The organism is Flavobacterium cellulosilyticum, from assembly GCF_004349355.1.
Lineage (GTDB): Bacteria > Bacteroidota > Bacteroidia > Flavobacteriales > Flavobacteriaceae > Flavobacterium > Flavobacterium cellulosilyticum.
In genome coordinates this window covers 190,055-206,485 of the sequence record NZ_SMFK01000006.1, presented here as the reverse complement: position 1 = coordinate 206,485, position 16,431 = coordinate 190,055, and the positions used below count along the sequence as shown (strand labels likewise).

Sequence of the window (16,431 nt, the reverse complement as noted above, 5' to 3'; positions counted from 1 at the left end):
GTGATGTGCAGATAAACCTGATGTCCACGAATAGGAAAGTCTTGAACAGTTATCTCATCAAAAAAACCTTTGGAGCTTAATTTAGCTTGACGATATTCTTTGGGTATAGAATTGATCTCTTTTAAATAAAGATGAAGAATTTCTTCCCCTTTTTTATAGGAAGTAAGTTCGAAATAATCAACAATAATTTCAGGTAATAACAATTTGAGAAGTTCAATAAAAGAGTCTTGCATTTCTATATAATTTTGAAATACAAATATCGAAATTTAATATTTCCCCACAACTTTTAGACTTGATCCTATTTTTCTCCCCAAGTTGTGTTCCTGATCCAATTATATGATTAAAACTAGAATTTTTTTTCCTTCCGTTCAATTTCGTTTAAGCATATCTATCAGGAGCAGAAGTTGCTTTTCTGTTGGTTTATTAAATAATTACTTCTAAAAAGATAGGAGTGAATTCACTTCGGAGCGACTCTAGATTTTCATAAACCATTTTTGTTTATGCTTTATTGTAAAATAGATAAGGTTATTAAATATTCATCAAATAACTATGTAGATTTTCTTTATTATTGAGTCCTAATTTTTTTCTTAATCTGTATCGTGCTACTTCAACTCCTCCAGTTGAAATATTCATGACTTCTGCTAGTTCTTTGGTTGACATATTGATAAGGAGATAGGTAGATAAATCAAGTTCTCTTGAGGAAATTTTTGGATGTTTCTCTTTTAATCGTTTTAAAAAATCGTAATGAACATTTTTTATATGTTTTTCTAAATTTCCCCAGTTATTTTCAGAGCTGACTTCTTGTGCTATACTTTTTTTTAATTTAGTAAATTGAGATTTCGTTGATGCTTCAAATGGTTCCTCGTTAATATTTTTTAACTTGCTCATAATTCCATTTAAAACTTTATTTTTTTTAATTATCTGCAACGAATTGCTTACAAGATCTTTGTCTTTAACTAATATTTTTTCCTTAAGTTTTTCATTCTTAAGTTTTTCGATTTCTCTTTCTAGTTCATATTGTTCAAGCCGTATTTTTGCTTCTTTTTCCAAATACAACTTTCTTTGTTCTACGGTTTGATAGTATTTGTTCCTTCTGATTTTTATTTTCATTCTTTCGCGTATAAAATAAATACTTAAAAATATAAATGCGATATAAATAAAGTAAGCTAATGAATGCCTATACCAAGGCGGTGAAATAGAAAATAATAACGAAGTTTCATCAGACTGGACGCCATAACTATTGCGCACTTTTAATTTCATTACATAATTGCCTTCACGTAAATTGGTATATTCTTTTGCTGCGGTATTAGACCAATTGCTCCAATTGGAGTCAAAGCCTTCTAAAAGAAAAGAAAATTCTACATTATTAAGATTCTCGTACGTTGGCGATGAAAAGGTGAATTTTACATTATTAAATTTATATGGAAGTTTGTGTTTGTCTATTTTCTTTTGACCATTATTTAAAATTAATGTATCTCCTGAATGGATAAAACTTCGTATAATAGCCTTTGGTTTGTTGCTATAATTATTTTTTTGTTTTGAATTATAATGGGCTAAACCATCGGTTAAACCTATAAATATATTTTCAGAATTAATGGTTGAAACAGAAAAAAAATTAGTAACCAAATTTCCCGTAAAATTAGATAAGGGAGCTACAACATTTTTAAATTTATCATTTTGATCTTTCATTAATACCCCTAACGATTCATTAAAGACATACCATAAATTCCCATCTGCATCCTCATTTAATGATTTTATTTTGGGAATGTTTTTAAAAATAGCACTTAATTTTTCATCTTTAACAAATGATTCTTTGCTAGCTGAATAGGTATAGAAATGATTGTTGGTTTGGAAATATATTACATTGTTAATGTTTTGAATACTTCCAATAACTTTATCTATAATTGAAATGTTTTTGTAAGTTTTGATGTTTTCAAATTTCTTCATGTCTTCTGATATAGTCAACCTGTAGATTAAATCATCCTTTTTATACCATATGTATTTGTTGTCTATCGCAAATGAATAGGGGTAGCTATTAATCCCATCTATTTGATCTATAAATTGCCAATTATTTGAAACCTTTTTATAAAGTCCGAATCCGTTGTAATTAGTTCCAATCATAAAATCGGGCTTGTTGGGGATTTTTTTAAAATATAAGTGTCCCAGACTGTTAATCTTATTAATTATTTTGCCATTATCTATTATTAATGCACCTTTATTACTGCCGCATATTAGTTGATTGTCAATCACTTGTATGTTCCATGTTTGCCCTGAAGTTCCCTCAACAAATTTGAAAGCTTCTTCTTTATGGTTGTCTATTAAAGAATGGTAGTAGAGACCTTGATCAGTAGCAACATAAATATTCTCTTTATATATGGCCGAAGCATACACAGTACTTAATCCATAACTGTAGCCCATATGCGTATTAGGCGAGTTTTCGTTAATATAGGCTATACCATTATTTAAACCCAACCAAAGGTTGTTTTTGTCGTCTACATATGAGGCAAGTACAGTATTGTTATGAAGGCCTTTTTCATGGTTTATATGTTGTATTATTTTGCCAGATGTATCAAATATTATAATACCGTTTGTTGATGAATTAAGAATAATAAATTTATTATTAAGAGTAGTACCTCCTAAACAATCATATTTTTGTATAAATGTATTGGCTTGCGTGTTCCAAGGGATTATTTTTTTATAATCGTACAAATAGAGACCATTGTTTAATGTTGCAATTAATAATTTGTTTTCGGGCATAGGGAATATTCCCCATATTTCATCTCCATTTAATGAAGTGGTTCCTTGCATAGGATATAGTTTTCCATTTTTATATTCAAGAATTCCCAAGCTATGATCTTGAAAATATAACCGGTTGTTAACTTGAAATGAAAATTGAAATCGACTTGGGGGAGCTAATAAAGTTAAATTGTTTCCTTTTAAAATATAGGCTTTTACAAAGGTTTGAAAAATCACTTCGTCATTATATAGGTGTATTTTCCAAACAATATCCATTAATTTAAGGTTCACTTTATTAATTGAATTCGATAAAGAAAAATACTCCATTTTTCCTTTTAAATTGGGTTTAAAATATCCAAATTCATTTTCACCTCCCACAAAGATTTTCCCCGATTTGTCAATTTTAAAAGATCGAATTAAGCCAGAATTTGGTAAGCTGTATTTGTGCCAAGAGAATCCATCAAATTGATAAAGTCCTTTATTATTTGCAAAATAAAGATTTCCGTTCTTGTCTTGATCAATTTCCCAATTTTGAGGATCTCCATTGTAATCTGCTTTTTTATAATTTCTAATTTCAGGCAGACCAATCACTTTTTCTTGTCCCAATAGAATATTAGAAAACAAAACTAAGTATAGAATGATAATAGTTCTTATAAGATTCATAAGGGTAGTAGATAGGTTGTATGAAATTTTTTGTACAATTAATTTTAAATGGTACATACACATTTAAAATTGATTAGCATTTTTCAATTATTCTACTAATGTATTGTTATTATTTTAAATTAACATTATTTAACACAGTATTAAATTAGTTTAAGTATTTGTAATTAATGGTTTAAATAAAAAATGTTTGGTTTTTGTTTGGTTGTTAAATCTAAATTGTTTGGTTTTTGTATTGCTTTGTAATTGCTATAATCATAAAAACAGTTATATTTTTGCGACAATAAAATAACATATTAACTTTAAAATAATGAAAAATGAAATTATTAAAAACGCATTTAATTATTGAAATCAATAACTAAATCAATAACCAAAAATTAAAAATTAACCACAATTTAAATTATGAATGTATGAGAGAATATAAATATTTTTTGATTTTACTTTTGTTAATAGCTTTTAGTACACAGGCTCAGACAAAAGTTTACACCGGAACGGTATTAGACGAAGCAAAATTCCCAATACCTGGTGTAAATGTTTTAGAGAAAGGAACTAATAATGGTGTTTCAACTGATTTTGATGGTAATTTCAAAATCAGCACCAATGAAAAAGCGGTATTAGTATTTAGCTATATCGGTTATTCTAATTTTGAAACTCAAGTAAAAGGACAAACTAAACTAAATATTGTACTCAAATCTGAGGCAACAAGTTTAAATGAAATAGTTTTAATTGGTTATGGAAGCCAAAAGAAAAAGGACGTTACTTCTGCAATAAGCAATATTAAAGTTAAAGATGTGTCAAGCAGACCTATCGTAAATGCCGTAGAAGCGATGACTGGGAAAGCAGCTGGAGTTCAGGTTGCATCCTCATCTGGATCACCTGGAGGTACAATTTCTGTTCGTATACGTGGAATGGGTTCTCCAAACGGAGGTGAGCCATTATATGTTGTAGATGGTGTTCTTACAAGTAATGTTAAAGGAATTGATCCTAATAATATCGAATCAATAAATGTTTTAAAAGATGCCTCTGCTGCTGGTATTTATGGAGCTGCTGGTTCAACGAATGGAGTAGTATTGATTACAACCAAAAAAGGAAAAAAAGGGAAATCCACTACGGCAATCAATTATTATGGTGGATTTCAACAAATTGTTAGAAAATTACCTGTTTTAAATAATTCACAATGGTTCGATTTGCAAAAGGAGATTTTAGGTACTGATCCCGGTGTCCCAAATTATTATGATTTAGCAGGAACTAACAACAATTGGCAGGATTTAATATATCGCAATGCAGCACAATCAAGTGTCAATGTAAATACTTCAGGAGGTTCAGATACTGGAACTTATTACTTAGGCATAGGGCATCTTAAACAAGAAGGAATAATTCGAGAGTCGAATTTCGAGCGTTATTCTGCTAATTTAAGCGTTAATCAAGATGTAAATAAAAGCATAAAAATGGGTGGATCTATTAACTATGATAGAACCAATCAAAGATCAATTAAAGACAATGCTTCTGCTAATTTTGGTGGTGTTGTACTTAGTGCGCTTGTTACTCCTGAGTATATTCCAATTAAAATGCCTTCAAATGCACCCATTCCTGGTGTGTATGGAGTGAGTAATTATTATTCTGGAGAAAATCCCATATCATTAATTTATAACAATACGAATAAAACTATTGGAAATAACTTTTTGGGGAATGCTTTTGTAGAGGCTAAGTTGTCTAATAATATCACTTATAGAAATCAGATTAATGGTGTTGTCCAAAATTCGAAATACGATTATTTTTTAAATCCAAGTAGTAGTTTGGTAGGTCGTAGTACTCAAGGTGGAGGGGATAGTACCTTTTATGAGGTTTTCAGATGGCAGTGGGATAACACAATAAATTACAAAGAGTCTTTTGGAGAACATTCTTTTGATGTTATTTTTGGAACCTCAGCAATGAATGAATCAATTTCGAAATCAACTCAACATGGAGCCGGTTTTGCAACAAGTGCAATCGAAACTTTGAATGCAGCCAGTTCTGATTTCCGAATTGGAACGTCACAATATGATTGGTCTACCAACTCCTATTTTGGTAGAATAAATTATGGGTATGGCGACAGGTATTTGTTTACAGCTACGTTTCGTCGTGACGGATCTTCTAGAGTTGGTAAAAATGTGGTGAACGGAAACTTCCCTGCCTTATCTGCAGGATGGAAAGTTTCTAATGAAAAGTTCATGGAAGATGTAAAATGGATGCAAAATCTAAAAATCCGTGCTGGTTGGGGAAAAACGGGTAATTTACCTCCATATACCATGCTTTATCCTTCTTATAGCTTGCTTAATGCAGGAGCGCCATATGCTTACAATTCAACGGATATAGCTCCAGGTATCAAGCCAGCCGCTCAGTTGGGGAATCCAGATTTAAAATGGGAATCAGCGACACAGACTAATCTTGGTGTAGAAGTAGGTTTCTTAGATAATCGTTTAAATCTTACGGTTGATTATTATCATAAGAAGGTGGAAGATATGATTTTTACCCTGCAATTACCAATGACTTCAGGAAGTTCTATTATTGCAATGAATCTACCAGGATCTGATATTAATAAAGGGATTGAGTTTGCTATAGATGCAAAAATTATCGATAAAAAGAACTTTGGATGGAATTCTAATTTTAATTTTTCTAAAAACGATAATAAGATAGTAGGTTTAGATTCAAACTCAACATTCCAAACAGGACCAATTCTTGTTGCTGGAAGTCAAGTACCTCTATATACTCAAGTGATCAAGAATGGTTATCCTCTTGGAACATTCTGGGGATATAAATCTGAGGGTGTTGACCCACAAACTGGTAATTTGGTTTATAGTAATGAAATGATGAATCTTGGGTCGGCTTTGCCAAAATATACTTTTGGTTTTACAAATGAGTTTACCTCCAATGGAATTTCGTTATCGTTTCTAATAGATGGTGTTCAAGGAAATAAAATTTACAATACTCCAAGAATGGAAATTGAAGCTTTATCTGGTTATGCTAATGAAAGTGTTGAAGTATTAAACAGATGGCAAAAACCTGGAGATATAACAAGTGTTCCTAGAGCACTTGGAAATGGAACAACAAATACAGCAGCCGCTACTATGTTGCAAAATAGAGTTTCCTCAAACTATATAGAAGATGGTTCTTTCGTTAGATTAAAAAATATAACGTTAAGTTATCAAATAGAGAATGAGTTCACTAAAAGAATAGGGCTAACAGGGTTTAAAGTTTTTGCTACAGCTCAAAATTTGGTGACGCTTCACAATTACAAAGGGTATTATCCTGAAGTTAACGGTGACGGACAAGGAACAAATAATCAGGCGCAAAATGCTGGTTCTGGATCATCACTTATGTCACTTGGAGTTGACAAAGGAACCTACCCATCATCGAAGACTTTTACTATGGGTATCAATGTTCAATTATAAAAAATAATATTATGAAACTTAATTTATCAAAATACATTCAATTCTTTGTATTGACAATAATTCTTTCGTCATGTACTCAGGATTTTCTAGACAGAGCACCTCAGTCGGAATTGGCTGCTGGATCATTAACTACAGCTGCTGACGCTGAAAGCATATTAAATGGTGCTTATAATGCAGTACCAGATTATTTTACGTATAGTAACTTTTTTACTACCGAAGCTATATCAGACAATACCTATGTCAATGGGGATAACGCTGTCGAACAACCGTTAGAAAATTTCACTTTTACATCCTCTAATGGGGAGTTGCAATTAAGTTGGCAAGAATTGTACAAACATATTACAGCTGCTAATACTGCCATCGATAATGTAAAACCTATCAATGACCCAAAATGGGATGGTACTAAAAGAAAAGAGCAAATAATAGCAGAGGCTACTTTTTTAAGAGCGCATGCATATTATTGGCTGGTGACCTCTTGGGGTGATGTTCCGCTAATTCTTAACGCTACAAATGATGGAAATTATTACCCTTCTCGAACTAGCGCCAGTTTAGTGTATGCTCAAATTATTACAGATTTGAAATATGTTGAAACCACATTGGACGATTTGCCTTATCATGGTGATAAAGGTAGAGCTACAAAAGGAGCGGCAAGAGCATTATTGGCTAAAACTTATGCCCAAATGGGTGATTATGCAAATTGTTTACTTTATTGTAACAAAGTTATTAGTGGACCATATACATTAGTTACTGATTATTCTAAATTATTTGGACTTGCTAATAAGAACACTACGGAATCTATTTTTGAATTGCAGGTTCCTTCAAATGGATCTCCTTACAATGTTTGGAAATTAAATGTTCTGTCTTATGGACCCAATGACAACTGGCCAAAACGTCAAATAGGTTCTTATGACCTTGTAAAAGCATTTAATAATGCTGGAGATAATGGCGCAAGATATAAATCTACTTTCAATTGGCAGGTTTCTGGAGCTGCTTTTACTATGCCTTTAAATGCATGGGATACCAGTAAAGCAATTCCATTTTGTGGTAAATTTTCATATAGTGATACATGGACTAACGGTGACAATTTAGTGATGATCCGACTTTCTGATATCATTTTGTTGGCAGCTGAGGCAAATGTACAACTAGATCATCTTGCTGAGGCTAAAGCTTTATTAAACCAAATCAGAAATAGAGCTGGATTAGCAAATACTACTGCTATTACAAAGAGCGAATTAGCTATAGCAGTTCTTAAAGAACGACGATTGGAATTGGTTTACGAACGTACCAGATGGAATGATCTAAAACGTGCAGATGCAAATGGAGTAATTAATATGGTAAATTTGATGAATAGTCAAGTAAATTCAAGTCTTCAAAATCTGAATTATAATATGCAAGCTTTTCATAAGCTGTTGCCAATTCCTCTAGCAGATATTCAAAAAAACAGTAATATTCTTCCTCAGAACACCGGTTATTAGTGTTTTGAATCTAACGTACTAATTATTTAGAACTATATAGTCCCTTGTTTTACAAACAGGGGACTATTTTCTAAATCATTATTCTTTTAATAATTAGTTCCTTTTTCTAGCTTCATTATTTTGTAAGCTTTAAATACAATTCAAACGGGACTTAACTTTCTATTTTATTGAACTTTTATAAAAACAACATGAAACAATTTCTATTACTTTTCTTTGCCTTTTCGCTAGTTGCTTGTGCGCAAAAAAAAATACAAATGATAGCAACAACTGAGTCTGTGCCTTGGCAGGTTAACAATTCAGTTGTTGTTATTAATTCTATGACAAAAACAGATATTGGAATTAGCAGTTCTAACAGCTTACAGACAATCGAAGGATTTGGAACTTGTTTTAATGAACTTGGATGGACATCACTTAAGCAGTTAGGTGACAATGACAAAGAGGCAATTATGAAAGAGTTGTTTGAACCAGGTTTTGGAGCAAACTTCACAATATGCAGAATGCCAATAGCAGCTAATGATTTTGCTCTAAAATGGTATTCTTATGATGAAACTGAAGGTGATTTTTTGATGAAAAATTTCAGTATTTCTAATGATTTAGAAACTTTAGTTCCCTTTATTAAAAATGCTTTGAAATACAATCCTATACTTAAACTTTGGGCATCGCCATGGTCGCCGCCTACTTGGATGAAATACAATAAGCATTATGCATCCAAGAGCCTTCTTGGTGATTCGGATTTACAATCTAAGGAATGGGGAATGGATTTTAGGGGAATTAACAATGGATTGCCTGTCGCGCGTGAAGGTAAGGAAGGGACTAACATGTTTATACAAGAAGACAAGTACTTTAAGGCCTATGCTCAATATTTTAGCAAATTTATAAAGGCATATCGCAATCAAGATATTAATATCGATATGGTTATGCCTCAAAACGAATTTAATTCGGCACAAGTTTTTCCAAGTTGTACTTGGACCTCCTCTGGCCTGGCTCAATTTATAGGTTCATATTTGGGACCTGAAATGAAAAAGCTAGACGTTGCTCTTATGTTTGGAACAATGGAACGCCCTTCGGAAGCACTTGTTGACAGTATTCTTACAGACCCAATCGCTAGTAAATATATTGAGGGAGTAGGTTTTCAATGGGCAGGGAAAGAGGCGATTCCTGGAATTCATAAACGATATCCTAATTTAAGATTGTATCAAACGGAGCAGGAGTGTGGCAATGGTGATAATGACTGGAAGGCTTGTAAATACTCATGGAACTTGATGAAACATTATATTAAAAATGGAGCTAATGCCTATATGTATTGGAACACCACTTTAAAAGATGGAGGAATTAGTACTTGGGGCTGGAAACAGAATAGTTTGGTTAGTGTTGATACAAAAAATCATACCTATAAATTCAATCACGAATATTATTTGTTGAAACATGTCAGCCATTTTGTTTTGCCTGGAGCAAAATTATTGGAGACAACAGGCGAGTTTAAAGATCTACTTGCTTTTGAAAATCCAGATAAAAGTGTCGTGATGATTATTCAGAATGAAAATTCCAATGAAAGAAAAGTTTCGGTTAAATTAAATGATATCTATTATGAAATTGTCCTACAAGCAGATTCATTCAATACAATTAGAATCAATTAAATAGAATATAATACAATTTTGGCAACCTTATTATTAAAAATATATGAAAACTACATTCAAAAAAATAAGCCTGTTAGTTCTTTTTTTAGTCATAACCATTAACAGTTCTTTTGCTCAATATAAGCAAAGCGAACTACTTTTTGGGGTAGCTTATTATGACGAATACATGCCTTTTGACCGATTGGAGCAGGATATTAAAATGATGAAAGAGGCTGGAATTAATTGTGTTCGAATTGCAGAATCGACATGGAGTACTGTCGAACCACAAGACAATGTATTTGATTTCAAGCATATCGATCGTGTGCTTGACGCCATGTATAAAGCTAATATTAAAGTAATTATTGGGACTCCTACTTATGCAGTTCCCACTTGGCTGGTAAAAAAACACCCTTCTGTTTTGGCTACAACTGCCAACGGACAATATCAATATGGTGCAAGACAGAAAATGGACATTACCAATGAGCATTTTCGATTACATGCAGAACGTGTCATCAGGAAAATAATGGAGCATGTCAAAGATCATCCTGCAATAATTGGGTATCAAGTCGATAATGAAACAAAACATTATGATACCGCAGGTGATAATGTACAAAAGGCATTTGTTGCCTCTATGAAAGAAAAATTCACCCTAGATTCACTTAATAGTGCATTTGGACTTGATTATTGGAGCAACAGAATTAATAATTGGGATGATTTTCCATCAACAGTAGGTTCTATAAATGCCAGCTTAAATGCTGAGTTTTCTAAATTTCAGAGAAAACTGGTAACCGATTTCTTAGCTTGGCAAACTGCTATTATAAAAGAATATGCAAAACCAAATCAGTTTGTTACGCATAATTTTGATTTGGATTGGAGAGGCTTTTCGTACGGAATACAGACGGATGTAAATCATTTTGATGCGGCCAAAGCTTTAGATATTGCCGGAGTAGATATATATCACCCTACGCAAGATCATCTTACAGGAATTGAAATTTCCTTTGCTGGAGACTTAGCTCGTTCTATGAAAGGAGGGAAAAATTATTTTGTTATCGAAACTGAGGCACAAGGTTTTCCGCAATGGGTTCCATATCCAGGACAATTAAGACTGCAAGCTTTCAGTCATTTGGCTTCAGGAGCAAACATGGTTGCCTATTGGCACTGGCATTCTATCCATAATTCAGCTGAAACCTATTGGAAAGGATTATTGAGTCATGATTTTGAACCCAATCCAACATACAATGAGGCTAAAACTATAGGCAAGGATTTTCAAAGACTTAGTAGTAAGTTAATTAATTTAAAAAAGAAAAATGATGTCGCTCTACTATTTAGTAATGAGGCTCAAACTGCATTTAATAATTTTGAGATGGTTTTTAAAACTAAATACAATGATGTTTTACGTCCTTATTATGATGCACTTTTTAAAATGAATGTAGGTGTAGATTTTATTGATCCATCTGTTACGGATTTTTCAGGATACAAACTCATAGTAGTACCAGTTTTATATGCTGCACCAGACGAATTGCTTGAAAGGTTAAATGCTTTTGTTGCGAAAGGAGGACACATTGTCTACTCTTTTCAAAGTGGTTCATCAAATGAAAATGTTAAAGTTAGAAGTTCTATCCAACCAGGTATTATTAATAAAGCTTGTGGTATTACCTACAGTCAATTTACTGTGCCTGAAAATGTTTCACTTAAAGACGATCCATTTAATGTAGGTGCAGAAAATAAGATTCACACTTTTATGGAGTTGATAAAACCATCTACTGCAAAAGTATTGGCTTATTATGACCACCCAGTTTGGAAGGACTATGCAGCTATAACTGAAAATATATATGGAAAAGGACTAGCAACTTATGTAGGAGCGATGACTAGTGAGAAACTTTTGGAAGCAGTTATGAAAGACGTAGTGAAAAAAGCAGGGCTTTGGGATGTGAAACAAAATCTGGCTTTTCCAATAATTACTAAAGACGGTATTAATTCAGAAGGAAAAACAATCCGATATATTATGAATTATTCGGATAAGTCTGTTGAAATGAAATACCCTTTCAGCAAAGGAACAGAACTTTTAACAAATCAAAAAATAAGCAAAGACGAACAGCTAACTCTCGCACCTTGGAATGTTAAAATTATTGAAATAGAAGGGAAATAATGGGGGATCATAAACAGCTAAATCGATGAATCGATAAGTGTAGAATCTTTTGATTCTAGGAGCTAAAAAGCTTTTGAAGAAGGAAAGTTAGTTATACAAGTTTTAAACAAAATTGTTCAAAAAAAATGGAACGCTTTCTTTCTAAGTGGTAAATAGGTTGTTTTGGATAAATTACGAAAATGAAGATTAATAAATTAAATACTCAAAAATGAAAAATAACATAATTTCAAAAATTTCCTTTTGCGGGCTATTGCTTACCAGCTTTTTTGCTAGTGCTCAATCGACAACTTTAGAAGTTGATGTTGCCAAAACAATAACTAAAATCCAACCTACAATGTATGGTGTCTTTTTTGAAGATATTAATTTTGCTGCTGATGGAGGTTTGTATGCCGAAATGATAAAAAATCGTTCTTTTGAATTTGAAGTACCACTTATGGGTTGGGATCAGCCAAAAACTGAAAAATATGCATTCAATGCAAAATCGGGTACTGCTACAATTATCAAAGTAGTAGAAAACAATAAAAACCCTAGATTTTGCAGAGTTATAGTAAATGATGACATAGGATATGAGCTAGTTAATGAGGGATTTAGAGGAATGGGAATCAAAAAGGACGCCCGTTACAACGTTTCTCTAAAAGCGGCAAACCACGATGGAGCCATCAAAAAAATCATTATTCAATTTATTGATAAAGACAATAAAGTGCTTGGAGAAACTAGCATTGTACCAACTTCTAATGACTGGGTATCCTATACAGCTCAATTTGCAGCCACTCAAACTGAAGCAAAAGCGAAATTAAAAATTACTTTCGAAGGAACAGGTACTATTGATTTAGATATGATTTCACTGTTCCCAGATGACACTTGGAACCATAGAAAAAATGGTTTACGCAAAGATATCGTTCAGTTGCTATACGATTTGAAACCTGGGTTTTTGAGATTTCCAGGAGGTTGCATTGTCGAAGGCAGAACTTTGGCACAACGTTACCAATGGAAAAAATCAATTGGAGATGTGGATAAACGAGAAACAGTTATCAATCGATGGAATACCGAATTTGTACATAAACCAGCACCAGATTATTTTCAGAGTTTTGGTTTAGGATTTTTCGAATATTTTCAACTTGCCGAAGACATTGGAGCTACGCCATTGCCTATTTTGAGTTGTGGAATGGCATGTCAATTTAATACTGCTGAATTGGTTCCAATGGAAGAATTAGATCCTTATGTTCAAGATGCTTTAGACTTAATCGAATTTGCTAATGGTGGAGTTGAAACTCCTTGGGGTAGCGTACGATCTGAAATGGGACATCCAAAACCATTCAATTTGAAAATGATTGGTGTTGGAAATGAGCAATGGGGACCGGATTACATCGCTAGATACAAAGTTTTTGAAAAAGCCATAAAGGGGAAATACCCAAATATAACGATTGTTTCAGGATCTGGACCAGCACCCGAAGGAGATTTTTTTGATTATGGTATGAAAGAGCTAAAAAAATTAAATGCTGAAGTTGTAGATGAACATTATTATAGTAGCCCGAAATGGTTTAGAGAAAATGCGACTCGTTATGACAATTATGATCGAAAGGGTCCAAAAATTTTCGCAGGGGAATATGCCGCTCAAAGTGTAGGTATTACAAGTCCAGATAACAAAAATAATTGGGAATGTGCGTTTTCTGAAGCGGCCTTTATGACTGGATTAGAAAGGAATGCTGAAGTAGTGAATTTAACTTCATACGCGCCATTAATGGCTCACGTAGAGGCTTGGCAATGGACACCAGATATGATTTGGTTCAATAATTTGGAAGCGTATGGCACGGCAAATTACTATGTTCAAAAATTATTTTCTACCAATAAAGGGACTGATTTAGTAGCAATTACCAAAGAAGGGAAGCCAGTGACTGGTCAAAATGATCTTTTTGCTTCAGCAGTAAAAGATGCCAACACAAAAGAAGTAATTGTAAAATTGGTGAACGCATCAGCAAATGCACAAGAGCTAAACATCGATTTTAAAGGTAGTAAAGTAGCTGACAAAGGGACGGTAACAACACTTACAAGTGCAAATTTAGACGATGTCAATTCTTTTGAATCCCCGAAAAAAATTAGTCCTACTGAAAGCGAAATTAAGTTGAAAGGAAAGAATGCACAGATCCGTTTATTACCTCATTCTGTTTCTGTTTTGACTTTAAAAATGAGATAATTTTAAGGTTTATAATGATATAAATAATTGAAATAAAAAAATGCTTTGTAATGGAGCATTCTATCTGGAACTAAATAAAATTGCTAACGATCTTCTACAGATTATTGGTTGTCTGTGTCATAATTAGGTATAAGTGTGCCTTGTTTTACAAAACGGATACGTTAGCGACCCCGAAAGGTTCACTTCCGGGGTATTTTAGTTTTTAATAGGTACTACATTTAATTTAAACCATCGCTTTGTAATGAAGCAAAATAAATTAAAATAAAGACATATGAAAACTAGCGCTATTAAAACTTTTTCACGCTTTAAAAATCATTAAAGAAAAAGCTATAATTAAATAAGGTTTCGGATAGCACTACCTATAAATTCCAAAACCTATATATCATAATTTCCTTAATAGTTATTAACTTTCACAGTGTGAATAAGAAGCTTTATTAGTTTCTATTAGAAATCTTGTCAATAGCAGTCGCTAAATCTATATCTTTTTCTGTAATTCCATCGGCATCGTGGGTGCTAAGGGAAATAGTCACTTTGTTATATACATTTTCCCAATTGGGGTGATGTGCAGATTTTTCAGCAATCAATGCAACTGCTGTCATAAACGAAAACGCTTCTACAAAGTTTTTAAAAACAAATTCACGACTAATGAATTTGCCTTTTATTTCCCATGCCGAATCTATTGCTGACATTTTTGCTGTAATTTCTTGTTGGTTTAGTTTTTTCATTTTTTCTTGATTTAAATGGATAATACAGTGAGGTAATCTATTTATAATTGAGGTTTCAAATATTGTTATTTTTTTGAATAAATGTTTAAAACAAATCTTAATCAAAGATATTAATTATCCTTTTTAAGGATTTGTCGACCACAATGAAGCACTTTTCAGCATCGCTCTTCTCGGTAGTTGTAGGCTAGTCACGATTAATTCGGCAAAATCTTCGGGTTGCAAAACTTTTTCGATATTTCCGTCCGTGATACCTAATTCTAATGACATATCAGAAGCAATGGTACTTGGTGTTAAGGTGCATACTCTAATATTGTTTTTGCGCACTTCTTTCATCAATGATTCCGACATACCAATCACAGCAAATTTAGATGCCGAATAGGCAGACGTATTTGGATTACCACTCAATCCAGCTGTAGAGGAGACATTAATAATATCCCCTTGATTTTTTTCAATTAAGTGGGGTAGCACTTCTTTGGTTACATAATACATTCCCATAACATTAGTTTGTATAATTGCAGTCCATTGGCTAACTTCCATATCGTTAAAGGAACCAAAAGCTGCAATTCCAGCATTATTTACCAAAATATCGACACCACCCAAATCAGCTAAAATACTTTTAATCCCTATTTTAACTTCCTCATAATTACCAACATCAAATACTGCAAAAGTCGCATTTACACCGTAGTCTTTTAATTCAGTAACTGTTTCTTGCAAGCTTTTTTCATTTCTGCCAGTTATGGCTACATCAATGCCTTCTTTTGCAAATGCAATTGCTGTAGCTCTGCCAAGTCCTCTACTTCCGCCAGTTATAATTGCTTTTTTTCCTTTTAAATTTTCCATTATTTTGTGTTTATTTTTCTAATTCAATTTTCAATTTATTCAATCCAGTCTGCAAATCGTCTCCTATCATTTTTTCAAAATCCATAAACAGCATCATAAGGTTCAACGGGTAATTCATGTGACCGCTAAAACCCCATTTTACTTTGGTTTGATTATCCGTAACCGCTTCGGTAGTCATAAATGCTGGTTCGGTGGCCTCGAATGGTTTAAAAAAGCGTAGTTCGAAATCGATGCGTTCTCCTTCGGCTATTTTTTTAATTTCTTGTTCTCCAACTCCAACATCATCCATTTTACTTTCCCATTTCGATACAAAACCAACAGTTCCATCCGTACCACGATAGGTTTTTATCATCGCTGGATCCATGGTTGCCCATTTGCTGTAATGATCTTGATTTTTCAACAGTTTCACGTAATCAAAAACGACTGTTTTTGGTTTGTCAATGGTGATTTCTCGTTCTACCGCATAATCCTTTTTTACAAACAAAGCAGTTACTAACGGAATAGCAATGATAACCAAAATTACAATTACAATTTTCTTTAGTGTTTTCATCTGAAATTTGTTTTATAAGTTGAATAACAAATTTACTTGTTTTTTATTTGTCTAC

General features: G+C 32.9%; 10 protein-coding genes. 5 read left to right on the top strand and 5 right to left on the bottom strand.

What is annotated here, in order from left to right; all coding sequences use genetic code 11:
- Positions 1-233 (bottom strand): ISAon1 family transposase N-terminal region protein (locus tag E0F76_RS11550; RefSeq protein WP_456236438.1); only part of this gene is annotated, 233 nt, incomplete at its 3' end.
- Positions 234-528: 295 nt separating this feature from the next.
- Positions 529-3,399: a helix-turn-helix and ligand-binding sensor domain-containing protein gene (locus E0F76_RS11545; RefSeq protein ID WP_132005909.1), complete on the bottom strand. Its 2,871-nt coding sequence runs from the start codon at positions 3,397-3,399 to the stop codon at positions 529-531.
- Positions 3,400-3,806: 407 nt separating this feature from the next.
- Between E0F76_RS11545 and E0F76_RS11540 the strand changes: the two genes are divergently transcribed.
- The 5 genes from E0F76_RS11540 (at position 3,807) to E0F76_RS11520 (ending at position 14,261) form a co-directional block, all read left to right on the top strand.
- Complete coding sequence (locus E0F76_RS11540; protein ID WP_132005907.1) at positions 3,807-6,827, top strand: SusC/RagA family TonB-linked outer membrane protein; 3,021 nt, start codon at positions 3,807-3,809, stop codon at positions 6,825-6,827.
- Between the two features lie 11 nt (positions 6,828-6,838).
- Complete coding sequence (locus E0F76_RS11535; protein WP_132005904.1) at positions 6,839-8,302, top strand: RagB/SusD family nutrient uptake outer membrane protein; 1,464 nt, start codon at positions 6,839-6,841, stop codon at positions 8,300-8,302.
- A 254-nt stretch (positions 8,303-8,556) separates the two neighbouring features.
- Complete coding sequence (locus tag E0F76_RS11530; RefSeq protein ID WP_220398918.1) at positions 8,557-9,939, top strand: glycoside hydrolase family 30 protein; 1,383 nt, start codon at positions 8,557-8,559, stop codon at positions 9,937-9,939.
- Positions 9,940-9,982: 43 nt separating this feature from the next.
- Positions 9,983-12,067 (top strand): beta-galactosidase, encoded by a 2,085-nt coding sequence (locus E0F76_RS11525; protein WP_220398917.1) that lies wholly within the window; start codon positions 9,983-9,985, stop codon positions 12,065-12,067.
- Between the two features lie 208 nt (positions 12,068-12,275).
- On the top strand, positions 12,276-14,261 hold the full coding sequence (locus E0F76_RS11520; RefSeq protein WP_132005898.1) for an alpha-L-arabinofuranosidase C-terminal domain-containing protein: 1,986 nt from the start codon (positions 12,276-12,278) through the stop codon (positions 14,259-14,261).
- A gap of 434 nt (positions 14,262-14,695) precedes the next feature.
- Here the strand turns inward: E0F76_RS11520 and E0F76_RS11515 are convergent, their stop codons facing one another.
- The 3 genes from E0F76_RS11515 to E0F76_RS11505 all read right to left on the bottom strand — a co-directional run bounded on the left by E0F76_RS11515 (position 14,696) and on the right by E0F76_RS11505 (position 16,376).
- Positions 14,696-14,986: a 4a-hydroxytetrahydrobiopterin dehydratase gene (locus tag E0F76_RS11515; protein ID WP_132005895.1), complete on the bottom strand. Its 291-nt coding sequence runs from the start codon at positions 14,984-14,986 to the stop codon at positions 14,696-14,698.
- 123 nt (positions 14,987-15,109) lie between these two features.
- On the bottom strand, positions 15,110-15,826 hold the full coding sequence (locus E0F76_RS11510; RefSeq protein WP_132005892.1) for a 3-ketoacyl-ACP reductase: 717 nt from the start codon (positions 15,824-15,826) through the stop codon (positions 15,110-15,112).
- Positions 15,827-15,836: 10 nt separating this feature from the next.
- Positions 15,837-16,376, bottom strand: coding sequence for an SRPBCC family protein (locus E0F76_RS11505; protein WP_132005889.1), 540 nt, complete (start codon positions 16,374-16,376; stop codon positions 15,837-15,839).
- Positions 16,377-16,431: the final 55 nt, after the last annotated feature.

Coding starts and splice junctions, on each gene's coding strand:
- E0F76_RS11545 (WP_132005909.1), bottom strand. CDS start 3,399: ATGAATCTTATAAGAACTATTATCATTCTATACTTAGTTTTGTTTTCT.
- E0F76_RS11540 (WP_132005907.1), top strand. CDS start 3,807: ATGAGAGAATATAAATATTTTTTGATTTTACTTTTGTTAATAGCTTTT.
- E0F76_RS11535 (WP_132005904.1), top strand. CDS start 6,839: ATGAAACTTAATTTATCAAAATACATTCAATTCTTTGTATTGACAATA.
- E0F76_RS11530 (WP_220398918.1), top strand. CDS start 8,557: ATGATAGCAACAACTGAGTCTGTGCCTTGGCAGGTTAACAATTCAGTT.
- E0F76_RS11525 (WP_220398917.1), top strand. CDS start 9,983: ATGAAAACTACATTCAAAAAAATAAGCCTGTTAGTTCTTTTTTTAGTC.
- E0F76_RS11520 (WP_132005898.1), top strand. CDS start 12,276: ATGAAAAATAACATAATTTCAAAAATTTCCTTTTGCGGGCTATTGCTT.
- E0F76_RS11515 (WP_132005895.1), bottom strand. CDS start 14,986: ATGAAAAAACTAAACCAACAAGAAATTACAGCAAAAATGTCAGCAATA.
- E0F76_RS11510 (WP_132005892.1), bottom strand. CDS start 15,826: ATGGAAAATTTAAAAGGAAAAAAAGCAATTATAACTGGCGGAAGTAGA.
- E0F76_RS11505 (WP_132005889.1), bottom strand. CDS start 16,376: ATGAAAACACTAAAGAAAATTGTAATTGTAATTTTGGTTATCATTGCT.